The following is a 19498-nucleotide window of genomic DNA, read 5'->3' as shown; positions in this document are numbered from 1 at the left end:
GCATATGCTTAAAATGAATCGATTACTTCTGATTTTTGGTGTCGTATGCGCGATGATCATAAGCGGTTGTTCTCTTCCTGGACTTGGTGGACCTGCTAAAAACACGATAAGAATCGGGACGCTTGACACATCTGAATCTCAGATTATCGGACATATCGTTAGACAATTAATTGAACATTATACAGATACACCAGTAACAATGGTAAGTAACTTAGGCTCATCAATTGTTCAGCATAAAGCGATGATGAGTGGTGACGTCGATATTACGGCGACGAGATATACAGGAACCGACTTGGCTGGAGCATTGGGAATGGAGCCAGTCAAGGATCCGAAGGAAGCTCTTGAAATTGTCCAACGCGAGTTTGCAGAAAGATTTGATCAAACGTGGTTTGATTCTTATGGATTTGCGAATTCCTATGCTTTTACCGTCAGAAAAGAGGTAGCGGAAAAGGAAAATCTTCAAAAGGTTTCCGATTTGGAGCCGCTTGCTAGTAACTTAAAGTTCGGTGTCGATAACTCGTGGTTAAAACGAAAAGGTGACGGATATGAAGGCTTTATTGAGGAATATGGATTCCAATTTGGTGACACATTTCCAATGCAAATTGGTTTGGTGTACCAAGCAGCAGCCAGTGGGAAAATGGATGTCGTTCTTGCTTATACAACCGACGGACGAATTAAATCCTTTGATTTGCATGTATTAGAGGATGATAAACATTTCTTCCCGCCCTATGATTCATCACTTGTTGCACGAAACGATGTATTAGAAAAGTATCCAGAGCTGCGAGATATTTTGCAGAAATTATCTGGGAAAATCGATACAGAAACGATGCGGGCGTTAAATTATGAAGCAGACGGTATGATGAAAGAACCTTCGATTATTGCGAAAGAATTTCTAGAAGCAGCCAATTATTTTGAATAGGGGGTGACAAGGTGGAAACAATCCAAGATGTTTTCGTATATTATTCACAAAATGCTTCGTACGTTTGGGAGCAATTTTATCGCCACTTCTTAATGTCTATCTATGGGGTGTTATTTGCAGCGATTGTGGCCATTCCAATTGGAATATTAATTGCACGCTATAAAAAATTAAGCACATGGGTCATTTCACTTGCCAATATTATTCAAACGATCCCGGCACTTGCCATGCTAGCGATCTTAATGCTTGCGATGGGCCTTGGTCCGAATACGGTCGTACTCGCCCTATTTCTTTATTCCTTGTTGCCGATCATTAATAACACGTATACGGGAATACTCACTGTTGATCATGCATTAATTGAGTCTGGTAAAGCGATGGGCATGACGAAATTTCAAGTTCTTTGGATGGTTGAGCTCCCCCTCGCATTGTCGGTCATTATGGCAGGGATACGAACCGCTTTAGTTATTTCCATTGGTGTTGCAACAATCGGAACATTTATTGGCGCCGGCGGATTAGGGGATATTATTTTGCGGGGAACAAATGCGACGAATGGGACAGCCATTATATTAGCAGGAGCGATCCCGACTGCCCTTATGGCTGTACTTGCGGATGTCATTATGGCTTGGTTTGAACGAAAATTATCACCAAATAAAAAGCGAAAAACCGTTTTACAACCAGCAGAGTAACGATAGAGAGGGAGACTGACTATAAAGCGATTATTTACTTATCAAAATGAATTACCATCATTGCCGATTCCATCATTAGAAAGTACGAAATCAAAACTTTTGGAATGGATCGAGCCGTTAGTTAGTGCGGAACAATTTCAACAAACAAGCAAGGCGATTGAGCGCTTTTTTGAAAAAAATGGCGCAGCGGAAAAACTGCAGAAAAAGTTGCAAAAATGGGATCAAAGCCATGCTGGTAGCTGGCTAGCTCCATTTTGGGACGCATCCTATTTAGAAAGCCGAAAACCATTGCCATATTATAGCAATTTTAATATTTTATTGAAAAGCAACATTGAAAATCGGGACGATAGCGTGATTGAAATGGCCGGAAAAGTGAGCCACTTTGTTGCAGATTTATATCATCGCATCATCGACGAAGAAGTAGAACCGGAGGTCTTTAGAGGAAGACCGTTCGATATGAGTCAATATAACCATTTTTTCCGTTCGATTCGAATTCCAGAGTTGGACAAAGATGCGTTCTACGTTGCTGATTTCCATAAAAAAAATAATCATATTGTCTTTTTATATAAAAACAATATGTATAAAGTAGAAGTTACCAACGACGAAGGAATGATTTACGAAAGTCATCAAATCGCAGCGGCCATTGAAGCAGCGATCAAAGATGAGAAAGCGGGAATGAACGTTGGCATCTTTACGACTGCTCAACGGGACGAAGCCGCTAAAATGTACGAACTTTTATGTGGGAAAAAGGAAAACGTCGAGCTGCTACAAACGATCGCTGATTCATTAGTGCTCATTTCGATTGATGAAGAAAGTAAGAATGCGGAAGAAGCGCTGAAGCATCTCATGTTACATGCAGATAATAAATACTTTGATAAAACGATTCAAATCATTATTACAAAGCGCAAAGAATTAGGCTTCAATATCGAGCATTGTGCAGTTGATGGGACAGCGATCGCCGCGATCATTAGCCATGTTAGCAAAGGCTTAAGAAAAAAAGACTCACAAATCGAGCAATTATCAGAAATGCCAAGTGCAGTAAAGCTGGAATGGCAATTGTCAGATGAAATGCGCGATCGATTAGTCAAAATGGAAGAAAACCATTTACGACAAGCTGATCAATACTATCTTCAATCAATGATTTTCAACGAATTTGGCGCGGAAAAAATTAAGCAAATGACGTTTAGTCCGGATGCCTTTTTCCATATGGCATTGCAAGTCGCCCAATATCGGACATTTGGCACGTTCAAAAGTGTGTACGAACCAGTCGGTGTTCGCTACTTTTTTGAGGGGAGAACCGAGTGTGCTCGTGCAACAAGTGTCGAAAAAAGCAATCTTGCTAAAGCGCTAGAAAGTGGAAACGAAAGCAACGAAACATTGTATGCACTAATGAAAAAAGCAAGCGATGCCCATTCCAAACGGATCGGCGATTGCCAACAAGGCTTTGGTGTTGAAAGACATATGTATGGCCTTGAACAAATGCATCGACTATTTGGTGCTGAATTAGGAATGCAATTGCCAGAACTTTATCATGATAAAGGATATAAGACAATGCGCCATGACTTTATATCAACAAGTGGAACAGCCTATGAGAATGTAAAGTACCGAATGTTCGGTCCCGTCGTTTCAGATGGGTATGGTGTAGCGTACATTATTCTTGGGGACACGATATCTATTAATATTTCAAGTTATACCGAAAATCAAGACAAAGCTAAACAATTAATGGAACATTTACTTGGAGCATTACGTGAGTTAAGGATGATAGGGGAGGCAAATCATACGTAATAAATAGTTAGTATTTAAGTTTAAATACAGAAAATGTTTTTTATAGATGTATACCTAGTTGATTTTCCACATTTTATGTATGTTATTTATTTCAACTGATATAGCGAATACATTGAAAAATGCCTTCAGAGCTGAAAAAAATAAAAAGCTAGTTCAAATGAGCTCTCTCATTTGATCTAGCTTTTTTAGTGAATATGAAAATGATGTAACATATGTAAAATTTTTTTACATATCGATGAAAAGTAAATTCAAACTAATCAATTTTATATACTATACGCGGTTTTATGATTATACTAATGATAAAATTAGTTTAGGTGGGTGTATGAAGAGAACGTATCATCCTACGTTATTACCCAATTCCTTTGACATTGGGACAGTGTTAGAAACGTTGAGGGAAAGCTTTACTATTGCTGTACACCTTCCTTTATAGAATTTCTGACATAGGAAAATAGAGGTGTCGATTATGCTTAATGCCCGGGAAAATATGATTTTGCAAGAATTGATGGAAACGGAGCAGCCTATTACAAGTGAATATCTAGGGAACGTTCTTAAAGTAACATCTAGAACGGCTAGAAATGACATAAAAGTACTAGATCAACAGTTGAATAAACATGGAGCGGAAATAAAATCATTGCGTGGAATTGGCTATAAACTGGAAATAAAAGATCATCGCTTATTTAAAAATTTCTTAGCAGAAGTCTCTGATGATGCAATGATGAAAAACGGGAACATCCCGACAGTGTCCGAAGATCGCGTGCGGTATCTGATTAGGCGGCTCTTGTTAGCAGACGATTATATGAAACTGGAAGATCTTGCAGATGAACTTTATGTGAGTAGATCTACCGTACAAAATGATTTGAAAGATGTAAAGAAAATTTTAAATTCCTATGAAATTAAGATTGATGTAAGACCCAATTATGGTTTAAAAGTAAAGGGGGAAGAAATAAAACTACGGTTTTGCATGTCAGAATATGTTTTCCATCGAAAAGAATCTGACTTGGAAATCATGAATTCACAGCTTTTTATTTTATCACTAGGTGAAATGAAATCGATTCAAAAGGTGATTATAGAGCAATTGAAAGAAAATGCCATTGTTATGTCGGATATTGCACTTAATAATTTAATTATCCACATTGCAATCGCTTGCAAAAGAATTAGGGATGAAAATTATGTATCAATGATCCCACAAGAACTATTGAAAATCACGGAACAAAAAGAGTATAAGGTAGCGAAGAGTATTGTTACGTTAGTAGAGGAACAATTACAAGTAGAGTTTCCAAATACCGAGATTGCCTATGTGGCAATTCACTTAATGGGAACTAGAACAATTATGGAAGCACATATTAGTGATAAAGAGATTAATCCCTTTATTGGGGAAGGGATAATCGAACTGACTAGAAAAGTGATTGAAAAAGTAGAACAAAAGATGGGGCTAGGTATTTCTGATGATAAAGATCTTGCTATTAGTCTTAGTCTACATTTGAAACCTGCGATCAATCGTCACCGTTATAGGATGAACTTACGTAATCCAATGCTCGAGGCAATTAAGGAAAATTATCCACTTGCCTTTGAAGCTGGAGTTGTTGCAGGTATGGCAATTGAAGAGGAATTAGGATTCCAAATGAATGAAAATGAGATTGCTTATCTAGCGTTGCATTTCGGTGCAGCAATGGAAAGAGCAAAGGTAAACCGTAATTTAAAAAGATGCGTGATTGTGTGTGCCTCTGGTGTTGGCAGTGCACGCTTATTATATTATAAACTTCAGTCAACGATGGGGTCGCGTCTCGAAATTATTGGCACAACCGAGTATTATAATTTAATAAATGTAAATTTTGATATCATTGATTTTGTCGTTAGCACGATTCCAATTAGAGAAACACTTCCTGTCCCAGTCATTGAAGTAAATACGATTCTTGGGGGAAGTGATTTTGTAAAGATCGAACAATTTTTAGAAGACTCTTCTGGACAGAAGGCGATTCAATATCTAAAGGAAAACTTGGTTTTCCTTCAACAATCATTTGAAACGAAAGAAGAAGTATTACAATTTCTATGTAATAAGGTAGAAGAACTAGGATTGGTCGATGGGCAGTTTTATTCCTCTGTCGTTGAAAGAGAAAACATTTCTCCAACAAGCTTCGGTAATTTAGTAGCCATCCCACATCCAATGACTCCGCGATCAAAAGAAACATTCTGGGCGATCTGTACTTTACAAAAGCCAATTATCTGGGAAGAGAAACGAGTCCAATTCATATGTTTATTGAGTATACAAAAAAATGGCGCTAAAGATTTGCAGTCGATGTATAATGTTCTAGGGAAAGTAGTGGACGATCCACATCTCGTGCAGCAACTTCTTAAATGCAAAACATATGAGGAATTTATAAATATATTTTAAAACCAAAATAGAAAAAACAGTACTTACGTTGATACAAAACGGTAGTACTGTTTTTTTCATTGAAAAAGGCAGAGCAAAGCAAAATAGAATGCAAATAGCTAATATCACCATTATTTATATCCGTACCTGTCTATAATCCCAGTTTCTTTTACATACTAAGGTTGGTGTTTCGACTCATATTACAACGTACAAATAGCAAAAGGTAAACGTTTCCGCTACTCAACGGAAAATGATTCAATGTTAATGAAAACGGATACTCTCTATACTTAACTTATAAGATGACTTAACAAAAGATCAATATTAGGAGGAAATAAAAATGAAGACAATTATGTTAGTATGTTCAGCTGGAATGAGCACAAGTTTATTAGTAACGAAAATGCAAAAGGCAGCGGAAGAGCAAGGGATAGAGGCTGATATCTTTGCTATTTCTGCATCAGAAGTTGACAGTACTTTAGATAAAAAAAATATCGATGTATTGCTGCTAGGACCTCAAGTTAAATTTATGATGAAACAATTTCAGTCTAAATTAGAAGGCAAGAACATTCCGGTTGAATCAATAAATATGCAATATTATGGAATGATGAACGGTGAGAAGGTTTTAGAACAAGCAATAGATTTAATTGCCAATCGTTAAATGGAGTTTGTCACCGTTATTGGCATAAAAATACCGCGGAACACCACATATTGGACTGTTCATTGCTTTAGGTATACTGATTTTTGAATGAGAATGCTTTTGGACGGTCTTCAGAGGACGCTATGTTCTTTCGTTTGCTTTCAACATGTTTTTTTAAATAGGAAGGGTCGGAAGGTTCAAATAAAGGGATCTTCGTCTGTGTGTGGTAACTTCACTTTTATCCTAAAATTACGGGGGGAAGTTTTAGTTTATAACCCCTCTTATATTAAGGAATTATTAACTTTTTACTATATAAGTTTTGACAATATGTGAGAGAATAGGGGGAGTTTTTTATGAATAAATTTATTGAAATTGCTGGGCGAATTGGAGCACAACGCCATTTGGTTGCAATTCGTGATGGTTTTGTCATCATCATGCCATTAATGATATTAGGATCGATGGTTATCCTTTTAAATAATTTACCGATAGATGCGTATCAAAATTTTATGTCCGCGCTCTTCAATGGAGATACATGGAAGCAATTTGGGGGTAGTGTTTGGACGGGAACATTCGGGATTGTCTCTTTGCTTGTGGCCTTTTCGATTTCCTATCAGTTAGCACGGTCATATGACAAAGATGGTTTATCGGCAGGAATTGTTTCTTTTGCCGCATTAGCAACGGTGATGCAACCAATTAGTGAAGGATCGGGCCTTCCCTTAGTATGGGCGGGGGCGCAAGGCTTATTTATTGCCATTGTTACGGCTCTTGTGGCAACCGAGATTTTCACTAGATTATTAGGAAATAAGAAGCTAATGATGAAAATGCCGGAAAGTGTCCCGCCTGCGGTCGCAAAATCCTTTTCAGCATTAATTCCGTCGATGATTACCTTATCGATTTTTGGACTTATTAAAGTATTTACCCTTGTAGGCGGTATTCCAGATATTCATCAAGCGTTTTTCGATGTCTTACAAGCACCTATTTCAAAATTAGCCAATACACTTGGTTCTGCGATTATCATTGCACTCTTAATTCACGTCCTATGGTTTTTTGGATTACACGGTTCAAATATTATGGAACCAATTATGCAAACGGTTTATTTGCCAGCTATTGAAGCGAATGCAAAGGCATTGGCAGCCGGTCAAGAAATCCCTTATATTGTAACAAAGCCATTTTTTGATGCTTTTATGTATCTAGGAGGAACTGGTGCAACACTTGCCCTAATTATCGCTGTGTTTATTGCGGGACGACGCCATAAACATTATCGAAATATTTCAGGACTAGGTGCAGCACCAAGCTTATTTAATATAAATGAACCGATTTTATTTGGTTTTCCAATCGTATTAAATCCAGTATTAATCATTCCGTTTATTTTAGCACCGGTTGTTTTAACAATCTTTAGTTATATGATGATTGCTTCAGGCATAGTTCCAAAAACTGTTGCTTTTATCCCATGGACAACACCTCCTGTTATTGGAGGGTTCTTAGCAACAGGCTCATGGCGTGGAGCTGCATTATCATTCGTCAATTTAATTATCGCAGTTATCATCTATATTCCGTTTATTAAAATAACTGTAAGAGCGGAAGAGAAAAAGCTTCAAAACGAAAAAAATAATACAGTAGCATAGATTTTTTTACAAGGGGTAGTGAATAATGAATTTAGAAGAGCGCATTATGAAAATTATTCTTTTTAGTGGAAATGCAAAAAGCCATGCCTTTGAAGCCATCCAGGCTGCAAAAGAGCAGAACTTGGGTTTAGCCAGGGAGTGTATGGAAAAATCCAACCAAGAGCTGATCAATGCTCATCAAGTGCAAACATCTTTAATTCAGTCAGAAGCACGCGGTGATAAAGCAGAAATTACCTTACTGCTCATACATGCCCAAGATCATCTAATGAATGCCATTACATTTAAAGATCTTGCAAATGAATTTGTTGATTTATATGAAACGTTAAAAAGCTAGTTTAAAAACATATTAACTATGTTGTTTGATTAAGTGACTTTAAGGGTGGGAGAAAAGTTGAAAATAGCTGTTATTGGTGGAGGAAGTAGCTATACACCGGAACTGATTGAAGGGTTTATCTTACGTTCAGATCAATTAAAGATCAATGAAATTGTCCTTGTTGATATAGAAGCAGGGAAAGAAAAGTTAGAAATTGTCGGGGCACTTGCGAAAAGGATGATCGAGAAAAGTCAGTTGCCGATAAAAATTACACTGACACTTGACCGTATTCAGGCAATAACAAATGCTGATTTTGTCTTGACACAGTTTCGTGTAGGTGGTCTTGATGCACGGGCAAGTGATGAGCGGATTCCGCTTGAATACAATGTGATTGGTCAAGAAACGACTGGTCCGGGCGGCTTTGCAAAAGCTCTTCGTACAATTCCAGTGATTCTTGATATTTGTAAAGAGATAGAAGAGTATTCAAATGATGCATGGTTAATTAACTTTACGAACCCAGCTGGCATGGTGACGGAAGCCGTTCATAAATATACATCTGTTAAAGCAATCGGACTATGCAATGTACCGATTAATATGAAACAAATGGCTGCGACAATTTTGGATGTAGAACGCAACGATGTGAACATGTCGTTTGCCGGTTTAAATCACCTTGTCTATGCTATAAGTGTCCACGTAAATGGTGAAGATTCAATGGATCGTTTACTTGGCCGAATTATTGAGGGCCGGAATATGAATATGAAAAACATTCATGATGCACCGTGGGAAGAAGAGTTTTTAAAAGCACTAAAAGTGCTTCCATGTCCATATCATCGCTATTATTACATGAAGGATGAAATGCTCCTAGAAGAAATGGAAGCAGCAAATGAAAAAGGAACCCGAGCCGAACAGGTGAAGGTCATCGAAAAAGAATTATTTAAAACTTATAAAAATCCTTCTTTAAATGTGAAGCCGAAGGAATTGGAGGAACGAGGCGGTTCCTTATATTCAGAGGCGGCAGTTTCGCTTATTACATCGATTGTTACGAACGATAATAGAATCCACACCGTAAATGTTATAAATAATGGTGCGATTTCGCAGCTTCCTGATGATGTAGCTGTTGAAGTAACGTGTGTGGTCAATCATGAGGGTGCTAAGCCATTACAAGTGGGAAAATTACCACCAGAGATCAATGGTCTCATACAACAAGTTAAAGCATTTGAGCAACTAACTATTGAAGCAGCGGTAACTGGAAATAAACAAAAGGCGTTGCTTGCATTAGTGAATAGTCCATTCGTTCCATCTAGCAAGGTTGCGAAGCAAATATTAAAAGACATTATAGAAGCAAATAAAGATTATTTGCCCCAATTTTCTTGATGGGAGTGGAAAAAAGTGAGGAGACTCGGGATTGCGGTTTACCCACAGTATGGTACAGAAAAAGATCAAATCGATTATATCGAAAAGGCGAGTACTTACGGATTTACAAGAATCTTCACTTGTTTAATGTCTGCTGATGAAAACGATGTAGGTAAACTACGTGGAATTGTTAAACGGGCGAATCAGCTTGGCTTTGAAGTTATCGCAGATATTAGCCCCACCGTCTTTGAAGAAAAACAACTTAGCTATAAGGATCTTGCTTATTTCAAAGAACTTGGTCTTTCAGGACTTCGTCTCGATTTAGGTTTTACCGGACTAGAAGAAAGTGTTATGTCCTTGAATGAGTATGGACTAAGTATTGAATTAAATATGAGTCAAGGGACGAAATATTTAGAACAAATACTATCTTATCAGCCGAATAAATACCAAATCATTGGCTGCCATAATTTTTACCCACGGCGTTATACTGGTCTGTCCCGAGAGCATTTTATTAAATGCTCACAACAGTATAAAGAACACGGGATTCGAACAGCGGCAATGATTTCTTCAAATTTCGCATTGTATGGTCCATGGCCGGTTCATGAAGGGCTACCGACGCTTGAGGAGCATCGCGGCATCCCAATCGACCTTCAGGCAAAAGATCTCTTTCAAACGGACTTGATTGATGATGTAATTATTGGTAATGCCTTTGCCTCTGTAGAAGAGCTAAAACTTTTGTCTGCAATTAACCGTTATCAATTAGAGCTAAAGGTAGAATTTAATGAAACAGCAACAAATACAGAGAGAGAGATTGTGTTGGCAAGTCAACATGTGAATCGTGGAGATGTCTCCGCCTATGTGATCCGTTCAACGGAAAGTCGCGTTCAATATGTGAATGAGGATTTTCCAGCCCATAATACACAATCGATTTCACGTGGAAACGTGACGATTGATAACTCCGGTTATGAGCGTTATAAGGGGGAAATGCAGATCGCAATTCTGGATATGGAGAACAGTGGAAATACAAATATTGTTGCAACTGTTAATCCGGAAGAACAGTTTTTACTTGATCGGATTCGTCCATGGCAAAAGTTCAAACTAGTTGAAAAGTGATCCCAGTTGCAATTTTTATGAAAGAATCAAGCGATCCTCATCTGTGCTTGGTTCTTTCAATAGGAGGAATGAAAGATGTCAAAACAAAAGGAAAAATTACACTATCGATTTCCGGAAGGATTTTGGTGGGGATCTGCTGTCTCGGCAACTCAAATCGAAGGGGCAGCTGATATTGATGGAAAAGGAATGAATATTTGGGATTATTGGTATGAAAAGGAACCGAACCGTTTTTTTGATGGGGTAGGTCCGGCAAATACCTCTAACTTTTATCATCAATATAAAGAGGATATTAAACTATTAAAAGAGACGGGACATAATAGTTTCCGAATCTCGATTTCTTGGTCACGTTTAATTCCAAATGGTAATGGTGAAGTGAATCAACAAGCGGTTGATTTTTACAACAGTGTTATTGATGATTTACTACATCATAAGATTGAACCTTTCGTTAATCTCTACCATTTTGATATGCCGCTTGCAATGCAGAAGCTTGGGGGCTGGGAGAGCAGAGAAGTGGTTGAGGCATACGTAGATTATGCTTCCATTGCATTTGATTTATTTGGAGATCGTGTTAAAAAGTGGTTCACCCATAATGAACCGATTGTTCCGGTTGAAATGGGCTATTTATATGGAGCCCATTATCCGGATCTATGCGACTTCCAAAAGGCAGTCCAAGTAGCATATCATTCGATGCTCTCCAGTGCGAAAGCGATTGAGGCCTATCGAAAAAAGAATTTAAACGGTAAAATAGGGATTATTTTAAACCTCACGCCGTCTTATCCACGAAGCCAGCACCCAGCAGATGTAAAAGCAGCAAATATTGCTGATGCGCTCTTTAACCGAATATTTTTGGACCCTTCCGTGAAAGGGGAATTTCCCATTGATCTGGTAAACCTGATTCGAGCGGAAGGATTTATGCCGCAAATTGAGGCAGGCGACCTTGACATTATTCGGGAAAATACAATCGATATTCTTGGAATCAACTACTATCAGCCTAGACGTGTTAAAGCGAAGGGGGCGCTGCCGAATCCAGAGGCACCGTTTATGCCTGAACACTATTTTGATTACTACGATATGCCGGGGAAAAAAATAAATCCTCATCGTGGCTGGGAAATCTATGAAAAAGGAATTTATGATATTTTAATCAATGTAAAAGAAAACTATCATAATATTGAATGTTTTATCTCCGAAAACGGTATGGGTGTTGAAGGTGAAGATCGTTTTATGGATGAGCAAGGGGTCGTTCAAGATGATTATCGGATTCAATTTTTTAAGGATCATTTAAAATGGATTCATCAGGCGATTCAGGAAGGCGTCAATGTGAAAGGGTATCATGTGTGGACTTTTATGGACAATTGGTCATGGCTGAATGCATACAAAAATCGCTATGGACTCATTTCCGTCGATATTCAAGGAGACTACACTCGCACAATTAAAAAAAGCGGAATGTGGTTTAAACAGTTAGCTGACAATAATGGATTTAATTCATAAGCAGACAGTCTTTTCCTTAATAAAAAGAAGAGTAGATTACAAAATTAAGGTAATTTTCTCTTCTTTTTTGTGAAAAAATTCCTAGGGAGTAATTAAGAAAGCGGAAAAAGATTTAAGAGTGTCAAGATCGTTATAATTGGTATAAAATGGTGATAAAAACAAAGTTTTTACACCAAAACATGTACTTGACTATTCTTATTAACTAATAAGATCAATTTATATAAAAAAACATTGTTCGAAACGAACAAATGCTTTTTTATAAGTTGTATCCTTCTAACTAAACTTCCCACTCACATTCTAATCAGGCCTTAATATTTTCCTTCAGTTTATTAATAAACAGCTTAGAAGCATTCGAGAATATTTGGCTTTTTTTCCAAATGATATTCAGCCTGGCCTCTAATTGAGGCTTCAAAGCTCTAAAACAAAGGTTGCTTTCTCCAGTAGTGTTGATTAGTCTATCAAGACAAAGTGCATATCCAACGTTTTCATCTACTAGTAAAGATGCATTATAAAGTAAATTATAGGTCGCTACTATATTAAAGTTATTCAAATCTCTTCCCAACCAGTTCGATAATTCGTTGTCTACGTGTGCTTGACGAGAAATAATCAATGGCAGGTTAAACAAATCTTCGGGTTCTATAAAAGATTTGTCAGCAAGTGGGCAATCATTCCTCATTAATACTCCCCATTTATCTACACTTGGAAGTCTTAAATAATCGTATTTATTTTTGTCCGTAGGATCGATGACAATCCCAAAATCTAATAAGTCATTATCTAATTTCTCCATTAATTGGTCGGCATTGCCGCTAAATAAGTGGATTCCTTTTACAAACGATATATAATACATCGCATTAAAATCAGGTTAAATATATTACAGGTTGAAACTAAAGGGGGCATGATGTTTGCCATATAAAGGCGTCCTTCGTTTCTTTCGGTTAATTATTTGTGAGGCGTAATTTATTGCTTAGGCAAACTGTTTAGTTTTAAGCTAAAGCAGGTAAGATAGTTAATAAAGGAGAAAGTTTGGGAGGCCTGTTTATGAAATATGTAATTATTGGTGGAGATGCAGCTGGGATGAGTGCGGCTATGCAAATCATAAAATATGATCGTAATGCGGATATCATCACATTAGAACGTGGTTCCATTTATTCGTACGCGCAATGTGGCTTGCCATATGTTATTAACAAGCAAGTGCCGAAAACAGAAGATTTAATTGCTAGAAGTTTAGATACATTTCGAGATAAGTTCGGAATCGATGCGAAAATATGTCATGAAGTACAAGCGGTTGATGTAAAAAGTAAAAGTGTAAAAGGAATGAACAAGCAAACAAATGAGGCATTTCACATGAACTACGATAAATTGCTCATTGCTTCAGGAGGAGATCCTTTTATACCAGATTGGGCTGGAATAAAATTAAAAGGCATTCATGTACTAAAAACAATCCCAGATGCAAAGGCAATTATAAAAGATTTACAAAATGGAGTCCAAGATGTAACCGTAATTGGTGGTGGTTATATTGGTCTTGAGATGGCAGAGAGTTTTCGTTCGTTAGGATTGGCTGTGCGTATAATTAATCGCGGCAAACAGGTTGCAAAAATATTTGATGAGGATATGGCCGCTTATATTCATGAGGAAGCGAAAAAACAAGGAATTGAAATAATATTTGAAGAAAATGTTCAATCGATTCATGGTGAGGAATTCGTCAAATCTATTCGAACAGATAAAAACGAATATCAAACTGATCTTGTTCTAATTGCAACTGGTATTAGACCAAATACGGCCTTTCTTAATGGAAGCGGTGTGGAAACAAGTGTAAAAGGAGCCATCAAGGTTAATCAGTATATGGAAACAAATATAAAAGATGTCTATGCTGCAGGTGATTGTGCTGTCCAATACCATTTGGTGAAGCAACAGGATGACTATATTCCGCTTGGAACCAATGCAAATAAACAAGGTCGAATAGCTGGAATGAACATGGTTGGATTACAAAGACCATATAGAGGGATGACAGGAACTTCCATTTTGAAATTTATGAACCTTACACTTGGCAAAACAGGACTATCTGAAACGGAAGCAAGGTCACTTAGATTAAATTATGCTTCAGCAGTAGTAACAACCAAAGATATTGCGGGCTATTATCCTGGCGCAAAAAACCTTCATGTAAAACTCGTATATGATCTTGAAACGAAGCGTTTGCTAGGTGGGCAGGTCATTGGAGAAAATGGCGTGGCAAAGCGGATAGATGTACTAGCGACAGCACTATTTAATCATATGACGATCGAAGATTTGGAAGATCTCGACTTAAGTTATGCTCCCCCATACAACGGGGTCTGGGATCCCATTCAACGAGCTGCCCGAAAAGCAAAATAATTCAATCCCTTATTATTGCTCATAAGGGATTGAACGAAAGTTTACTATCTTCTATTATTTTCATGTGGCGCTGAGTTAATTCTTTCGTTGCGATCTAAATTAGCGATTTTGTCTAGATCGGCTTGACTTAGTTCAAAATCAAATACATCCAAGTTTTCAGCCATGCGCGAAGGAGTGACCGTTTTTGGAATGACGATTACATCGGATTGCACATGCCAACGAAGAATCACTTGTGCAGGTGTCTTTCCGTATTGATTTGCTAATTCTTTAATGATTGGATCTTCCAATACGGTTCGGCCATTCATTAATGGGCTGTATGCTTCAACATAAATTTGCTGCTCTTTACAAAATTGCTTTAATTCTTTTTGCTGTAAATAGGGGTGGCATTCGACTTGGTTCATTGTCGGGATGACTTCGCATTCATCTAAAATTCGCTGCAAATGTTCGATTGCGAAGTTGCACACACCAATTGCTTTTACACGGCCATCTTTATAAAGCTGTTCAAGTGCTTTATATGTTTCTACATACATATCGTATTTAGGAGTTGGCCAATGAATGACGTAGCGATCGACGTAATCGAGCTTTAGCTTTTTGAGACTTTCCTCAAATCCTCGTAACGTATTGTCATAGCCATGATCACCATTCCAAACCTTGGTTGTAATAAATAGCTCCTCGCGCGGGACGGTAGTATTCGCTAATGCGATTCCAACACCAGACTCATTTTCATAAATTTTCGCTGTATCAATTAAACGGTAACCTGTTTCGAGTGCTTGCTCTACTGCATTTGTTGCTTCTTCATTAGGCACTTTCCATACACCATACCCCAATTGTGGGATACGGTTTCCATTGTTTAATGTTATGTAATTCATGAATTAGCTCCCTTCTATAATTATACAATTAGTCTACCATATATTTAGAAAATTTGAAGTTTTTAAACCGGTCTATTCAATTCATGACAACTCCGCTATACTTGATGGAACAATATGAGGTTAGTAGGAGATGGCAATGAGAAACTTTATTTGGCTTGCTTGTTTGATTTACTGTTTGAATGGCTTTGGTCATATTATTATCGGTACGGTATTAGAACCGATGGTGCAATCGTACGGAGTAACGTATGGTGATGGCGGTCAATTGATTATGAATCAATTTTTAGGATTTTTAGTAGGAGTGATGATCGCCCCGGCAATTGTAAAAGAATTTGGGCGAAGAATAACGATCTTTATATCTTTGCTTTGCTTCGCCATATCTCAATTTGTGCTTGGATTCCAGCCAGACTGGAATATACTGCTCTTCACTACACCGATTGGTGGAGCGGGAATTGGGATTACGGAAACGTTAGTTGCTGCGCTTATTATCGGGCATTTAAAGGAAAAAAAGGCATCGACACTTGTGCTTGTTGAAGTATTTTTCGGAGTTGGCGCGTTGCTTATTCCGATTATTTCTGCCTTTTTAATCATGTCAGGTATATGGAATATGTCTTTCTTATTCGTTGCCGTAGTCACAAGCATCGCATTATTGCTTTGGTTGTCTCTTTCATTTGGAGAGATGGACCCTATATTAAAACGGCAACCGAAAGAAAAGAGTCAGACTGGAAAGAAAAAAGAGAAGGTGCGCTACTCTCGGAGAAAGATTCCAATTGTCGCCATTGGCGCGGCCTTTTTCTTCATGTATGTTGGTACGGAAATGGTGTTGCCTAATTATTTACCAACGATTTTAAGTAAAACAACGAATCTAGATGCATCAACACTCGCTTTAAGTATTACCGTGTTTTGGGGTGCGATGACAGTGGGGCGCTTAGCGATGACTTTTGTTATTGATAAAATCGGATATGTGAAGCTATTCGTTGTTTCCTGCATTGGTCAATTTCTAAGCCTAGTCATCTTTGCGCTTTTTCCAACACCAATCATTGGCTATTCGGCGATCTTCTTAACCGGATTATTAATGGGAGGTATTTTCTCCATCGGGTTATTGTTGATCAATGAGAATTCCGCGGGACTGGAAGAATGGACAACAAGCTTGCTCGTAGCAATGGGGGGACTTGGCGGTGCTGTGCTGCCTAAACTTGCCGGAGAGTTAATTGACCGCTATTCGATCAGTGTGACGCTATGGTCGCTCGTGCTTTTTGCGTTCATCTTGGTCAGTTTAATGGCATTTATCTTCTATTTTAGAAAAATGGAGAAAAATGAGTTAAACGCTGAAAAGCAACAAAGCGTTATTTGAAGGAAGAACCTATCTAAGGATAGGTTTTTTTTAGTTGGATTTATAGGAATTGCGTATTTTTCCAATTAATTGCGTAACTTTCAGGTAGAATTGCGTAACTTTCCAATTAATTGCGTAACTTTCCGGTACAATTGCGTAACTTCCACTTTGCATCCGAATTTATATAGGTTCGGAACTTAATTACTTCTCATTCGTACAAAATAGAGGGGTGATTTTATGAAAAACAAGAAAATCATATTAGCGCTTATTATCGTTATTGGATTGTTATTGCCGTCGAATGTACTGGCGGTTGAATTTACGATCCCAGAGGTACAGATTAATGCATATTTATTACCAAATGGGGATGTTGACGTTCATGAACAGCATACGTATGTTTTTACCGGAGCTTTCAATGGCCTGATTCGTGAAATCGCACCGAAAACGGATGCCAAAGTTTCTAACTTTTCTGTTACTGAAAATGGAAAAAAACTTCGCTTTGAAAAAAATGAGGATGAATATAAAATTTTTCGCCCGGGGCAGGACGAAACGGTAACGATTGATATTCAATACGAAATCATCAATGGAGTAGAAAAATATGAAGATGGCGGTCAATTTTATTGGTCGTTTTTCGATGATCGCAATACGTCTGATTATGGCAATATGACGATACATCTGATTCCACCGCAAGCTTCTTCGGACAGCGTCTCAATTGGGTACGGTGTGTTGCGCGGAAAGGATTCGATCACAGCAGATGGTGAGGTCCATTACGATATTGGTTCAGTGAAGGCTGGAAAAAGTGGAGCTGTTCGAGCTGTTTTCCCAGTTGAATTATTTCCCGATGCTTCTTTGACGAAAGGAAAAATTTATGAGGAAGTTGCGATGTTTGAAGAGGATCGAAGCGAGATGCAAATGTTCGGGAAAATTATGATCACAGCCGTAGGCATTTTCTTTATTCTTTTATTTATAAGCACCGTTACGTCACCACGACGAAAACGTAAAAAAGCAAAAGAGATCGTGAGCCAACAGCAGTCGATGATCCCAAAAGAAAAAGTGAGTATCCCGGCGCTTGTCCATTTAAAAATAGGAACGGGTTCACTTGAAGCTGCTGCACTTTTAGATCTTATGCGCAAAGGGATAGTGAAGCACGTATCACAGGATAAATTCCAACTGGTTGACCATCCAAACGTTGAACATGCTCATGAACAAGCCTTTATTGACCTATTCTTCCATAAAGTCGGCAATGGTACTGAATTTCGCATGGAGGACCTTGAAGCGTATACGAAAGATACGAACAACCACGGTTCATACCAGAGCGCGCTTCGTAAATGGAAACGGGGGATCGAAAAGGAGTTAAAAGATAAGAAAATAAAGAAAAATCGAGCCTTCTTCCGATTATTTCTTGCATGTTTAAGCATCATCGTATTTTTATTTGCATTATCCTTCGTTAATTATGAACTGTTTGCACTTGCAACGTATTCATTTATTTTGTCGCCGCTATTTCTGCTTTTTGCTATTTTTTATCAGCCAATGAGTTTGGCAGAGTATCTATTGCGGATAGAGTGGAGGCAATTTAGTGAGGCGATCAGAAATAGAGAGTCGAAAGAGTGGGAAACACTTAATCCAAATGATAAATTACGTGCCTTAGCCTATGGCGTCGGTGTTGGCGATAGACAAATCGAGAAACAATTTTCCGCTTTCGCTGATGCGGAACTACGAACAACCCCAGTACCGCCGGATCGTACTGATCATCATTATCCACTTTACGGCGGGGTGCTGGCGACCTTTGATGAAGCGAAAACGACGACATCCCCGCCATCCAGTTCTGGAGATACGTCCACATCCTCTTATAGCGGGGGAGGCGGAGTCGGCGGAAGTGGAGGAGGATCTGGAGCGTTTTAACTTGAATGAGTAAAAATTCCTCCCACTTGTATAAGCGTCGAGTTGAATCTATATTGCGGTTCAAACTCCCCTGTGGCGGAAGTCACAGATTGTTAGAGGCGGTTTGGTTGGGACGGCATTGCTTGATCATGTAAAACCCCTATCAATCGCATGATAGGGGTTTTATTGATGGTTAATCAATCCATTTTGTCAGTTCTTTAAAATTCGCTTTTGTGTAGCTTTTCGGTTCGGTATTTGGATAGCCAAGGTAAAGAAAGCCGATGATTTCTCCATTATTGGACAGTCCAAAGAACTCGCTTACTTGTGGGTGGTAACAAATCGCCCCGGTTCTCCACATCGCTCCTAGACCTAGTGCATGGGCGGTTAAAAGCATATTTTGTACACAGCTGCTTACTGCCGCGTATTCTTCCTTTAATATAACATTTTTTCTATCACTCGGTTCAACACCAACGGCAATGACAACAGGTGCGCGTAATGGGTTTTTTTCGCTTCTTTCTATTTTCGCTTTGCTTGTGTCTGAATGAATATCTTCCAGTTCAGCGCGTGTAATGTTTCCGAACACTTCACCTAATTTTTCTCTGCCTTTTCCACGCAGAACGAAAAATCTCCATGGCTCTGTTCGAAAATGATTGGGCGCGTATGTTCCAGCCTCAATGATTTGCTCAATGAGTTCGACAGGCACCGTTTCATCTTTCACGAGGGGGATACTTCTCCGTGTTTTAATCACTTCATGAATATCCATGATT

General features: G+C 38.4%; 16 protein-coding genes. 13 read left to right on the top strand and 3 right to left on the bottom strand.

The window, feature by feature from the left end; genetic code table 11:
- The first annotated feature begins 4 nt into the window (after positions 1 to 4).
- The 10 genes from KHA95_RS20425 to KHA95_RS20380 all read left to right on the top strand — a co-directional run bounded on the left by KHA95_RS20425 (position 5) and on the right by KHA95_RS20380 (position 12284).
- Positions 5 to 919: an osmoprotectant ABC transporter substrate-binding protein gene (locus KHA95_RS20425; protein WP_213139426.1), complete on the top strand. Its 915-nt coding sequence runs from the start codon at positions 5 to 7 to the stop codon at positions 917 to 919.
- A gap of 11 nt (positions 920 to 930) precedes the next feature.
- Entirely contained in the window at positions 931 to 1602 is a 672-nt protein-coding gene (locus KHA95_RS20420) for an ABC transporter permease (protein ID WP_213139425.1), read from the top strand.
- A 60-nt stretch (positions 1603 to 1662) separates the two neighbouring features.
- Positions 1663 to 3387: a choline/carnitine O-acyltransferase gene (locus KHA95_RS20415; protein WP_213139424.1), complete on the top strand. Its 1725-nt coding sequence runs from the start codon at positions 1663 to 1665 to the stop codon at positions 3385 to 3387.
- A 463-nt stretch (positions 3388 to 3850) separates the two neighbouring features.
- Positions 3851 to 5779 carry a BglG family transcription antiterminator gene (locus KHA95_RS20410; RefSeq protein ID WP_213139423.1) on the top strand — a complete coding sequence of 643 codons (1929 nt, stop codon included), beginning with the start codon at positions 3851 to 3853 and terminating at the stop codon, positions 5777 to 5779.
- 316 nt (positions 5780 to 6095) lie between these two features.
- Positions 6096 to 6413: a PTS sugar transporter subunit IIB gene (locus tag KHA95_RS20405; RefSeq protein ID WP_249317145.1), complete on the top strand. Its 318-nt coding sequence runs from the start codon at positions 6096 to 6098 to the stop codon at positions 6411 to 6413.
- Between the two features lie 332 nt (positions 6414 to 6745).
- A complete protein-coding gene (locus KHA95_RS20400; protein WP_213139422.1) occupies positions 6746 to 8017 on the top strand; it encodes a PTS sugar transporter subunit IIC in 1272 nt (423 codons plus the stop codon).
- A 25-nt stretch (positions 8018 to 8042) separates the two neighbouring features.
- Complete coding sequence (locus tag KHA95_RS20395; protein WP_213139421.1) at positions 8043 to 8351, top strand: PTS lactose/cellobiose transporter subunit IIA; 309 nt, start codon at positions 8043 to 8045, stop codon at positions 8349 to 8351.
- 45 nt (positions 8352 to 8396) lie between these two features.
- Positions 8397 to 9704 (top strand): 6-phospho-beta-glucosidase, encoded by a 1308-nt coding sequence (locus KHA95_RS20390; protein ID WP_213139420.1) that lies wholly within the window; start codon positions 8397 to 8399, stop codon positions 9702 to 9704.
- 15 nt (positions 9705 to 9719) lie between these two features.
- Positions 9720 to 10796 carry a DUF871 domain-containing protein gene (locus KHA95_RS20385; RefSeq protein WP_213139419.1) on the top strand — a complete coding sequence of 359 codons (1077 nt, stop codon included), beginning with the start codon at positions 9720 to 9722 and terminating at the stop codon, positions 10794 to 10796.
- 75 nt (positions 10797 to 10871) lie between these two features.
- On the top strand, positions 10872 to 12284 hold the full coding sequence (locus tag KHA95_RS20380) for a glycoside hydrolase family 1 protein (protein ID WP_213139418.1): 1413 nt from the start codon (positions 10872 to 10874) through the stop codon (positions 12282 to 12284).
- Positions 12285 to 12585: 301 nt separating this feature from the next.
- Here the strand turns inward: KHA95_RS20380 and KHA95_RS20375 are convergent, their stop codons facing one another.
- The gene (locus tag KHA95_RS20375) at positions 12586 to 13131 is read right to left on the bottom strand and encodes a LysR family transcriptional regulator substrate-binding protein (RefSeq protein ID WP_213139417.1); all 546 of its coding nucleotides are present in this window, start codon (positions 13129 to 13131) and stop codon (positions 12586 to 12588) included.
- A 191-nt stretch (positions 13132 to 13322) separates the two neighbouring features.
- Between KHA95_RS20375 and KHA95_RS20370 the strand changes: the two genes are divergently transcribed.
- The gene (locus tag KHA95_RS20370; protein WP_213139416.1) at positions 13323 to 14654 is read left to right on the top strand and encodes an FAD-dependent oxidoreductase; all 1332 of its coding nucleotides are present in this window, start codon (positions 13323 to 13325) and stop codon (positions 14652 to 14654) included.
- Positions 14655 to 14698: 44 nt separating this feature from the next.
- On the opposite strand, the gene KHA95_RS20365 is transcribed toward KHA95_RS20370, so the two are convergent.
- Positions 14699 to 15523, bottom strand: a complete 825-nt coding sequence (locus KHA95_RS20365) for an aldo/keto reductase (RefSeq protein ID WP_213139415.1) — start codon at positions 15521 to 15523, stop codon at positions 14699 to 14701.
- Between the two features lie 136 nt (positions 15524 to 15659).
- Between KHA95_RS20365 and KHA95_RS20360 the strand changes: the two genes are divergently transcribed.
- Both KHA95_RS20360 and KHA95_RS20355 read left to right on the top strand, forming a co-directional pair.
- Positions 15660 to 16874, top strand: a complete 1215-nt coding sequence (locus KHA95_RS20360; RefSeq protein ID WP_213139414.1) for an MFS transporter — start codon at positions 15660 to 15662, stop codon at positions 16872 to 16874.
- A 216-nt stretch (positions 16875 to 17090) separates the two neighbouring features.
- Positions 17091 to 18752, top strand: a complete 1662-nt coding sequence (locus KHA95_RS20355) for a DUF2207 domain-containing protein (protein ID WP_213139413.1) — start codon at positions 17091 to 17093, stop codon at positions 18750 to 18752.
- Positions 18753 to 18924: 172 nt separating this feature from the next.
- Here the strand turns inward: KHA95_RS20355 and KHA95_RS20350 are convergent, their stop codons facing one another.
- Entirely contained in the window at positions 18925 to 19494 is a 570-nt protein-coding gene (locus KHA95_RS20350; protein WP_213139412.1) for a nitroreductase family protein, read from the bottom strand.
- Between the last annotated feature and the right edge of the window lie 4 nt (positions 19495 to 19498).

The sequence above is a fragment of the Bacillus sp. FJAT-50079 genome, assembly GCF_018343515.1.
In the GTDB taxonomy this organism is placed as follows: domain Bacteria; phylum Bacillota; class Bacilli; order Bacillales; family Bacillaceae_C; genus Lederbergia.
Note: the sequence above shows the minus strand (reverse complement) of the source record. Positions and strands in the feature narration are given on the sequence as shown.

Excerpts from the sequence above, each read along its gene's own strand:
- KHA95_RS20425 (WP_213139426.1), top strand. The coding sequence starts at position 5 with ATGCTTAAAATGAATCGATTACTTCTGATTTTTGGTGTCGTATGCGCG.
- KHA95_RS20410 (WP_213139423.1), top strand. The coding sequence starts at position 3,851 with ATGCTTAATGCCCGGGAAAATATGATTTTGCAAGAATTGATGGAAACG.
- KHA95_RS20405 (WP_249317145.1), top strand. The coding sequence starts at position 6,096 with ATGAAGACAATTATGTTAGTATGTTCAGCTGGAATGAGCACAAGTTTA.
- KHA95_RS20400 (WP_213139422.1), top strand. The coding sequence starts at position 6,746 with ATGAATAAATTTATTGAAATTGCTGGGCGAATTGGAGCACAACGCCAT.
- KHA95_RS20395 (WP_213139421.1), top strand. The coding sequence starts at position 8,043 with ATGAATTTAGAAGAGCGCATTATGAAAATTATTCTTTTTAGTGGAAAT.
- KHA95_RS20380 (WP_213139418.1), top strand. The coding sequence starts at position 10,872 with ATGTCAAAACAAAAGGAAAAATTACACTATCGATTTCCGGAAGGATTT.
- KHA95_RS20375 (WP_213139417.1), bottom strand. The coding sequence starts at position 13,131 with ATGTATTATATATCGTTTGTAAAAGGAATCCACTTATTTAGCGGCAAT.
- KHA95_RS20370 (WP_213139416.1), top strand. The coding sequence starts at position 13,323 with ATGAAATATGTAATTATTGGTGGAGATGCAGCTGGGATGAGTGCGGCT.
- KHA95_RS20365 (WP_213139415.1), bottom strand. The coding sequence starts at position 15,523 with ATGAATTACATAACATTAAACAATGGAAACCGTATCCCACAATTGGGG.
- KHA95_RS20360 (WP_213139414.1), top strand. The coding sequence starts at position 15,660 with ATGAGAAACTTTATTTGGCTTGCTTGTTTGATTTACTGTTTGAATGGC.
- KHA95_RS20355 (WP_213139413.1), top strand. The coding sequence starts at position 17,091 with ATGAAAAACAAGAAAATCATATTAGCGCTTATTATCGTTATTGGATTG.
- KHA95_RS20350 (WP_213139412.1), bottom strand. The coding sequence starts at position 19,494 with ATGGATATTCATGAAGTGATTAAAACACGGAGAAGTATCCCCCTCGTG.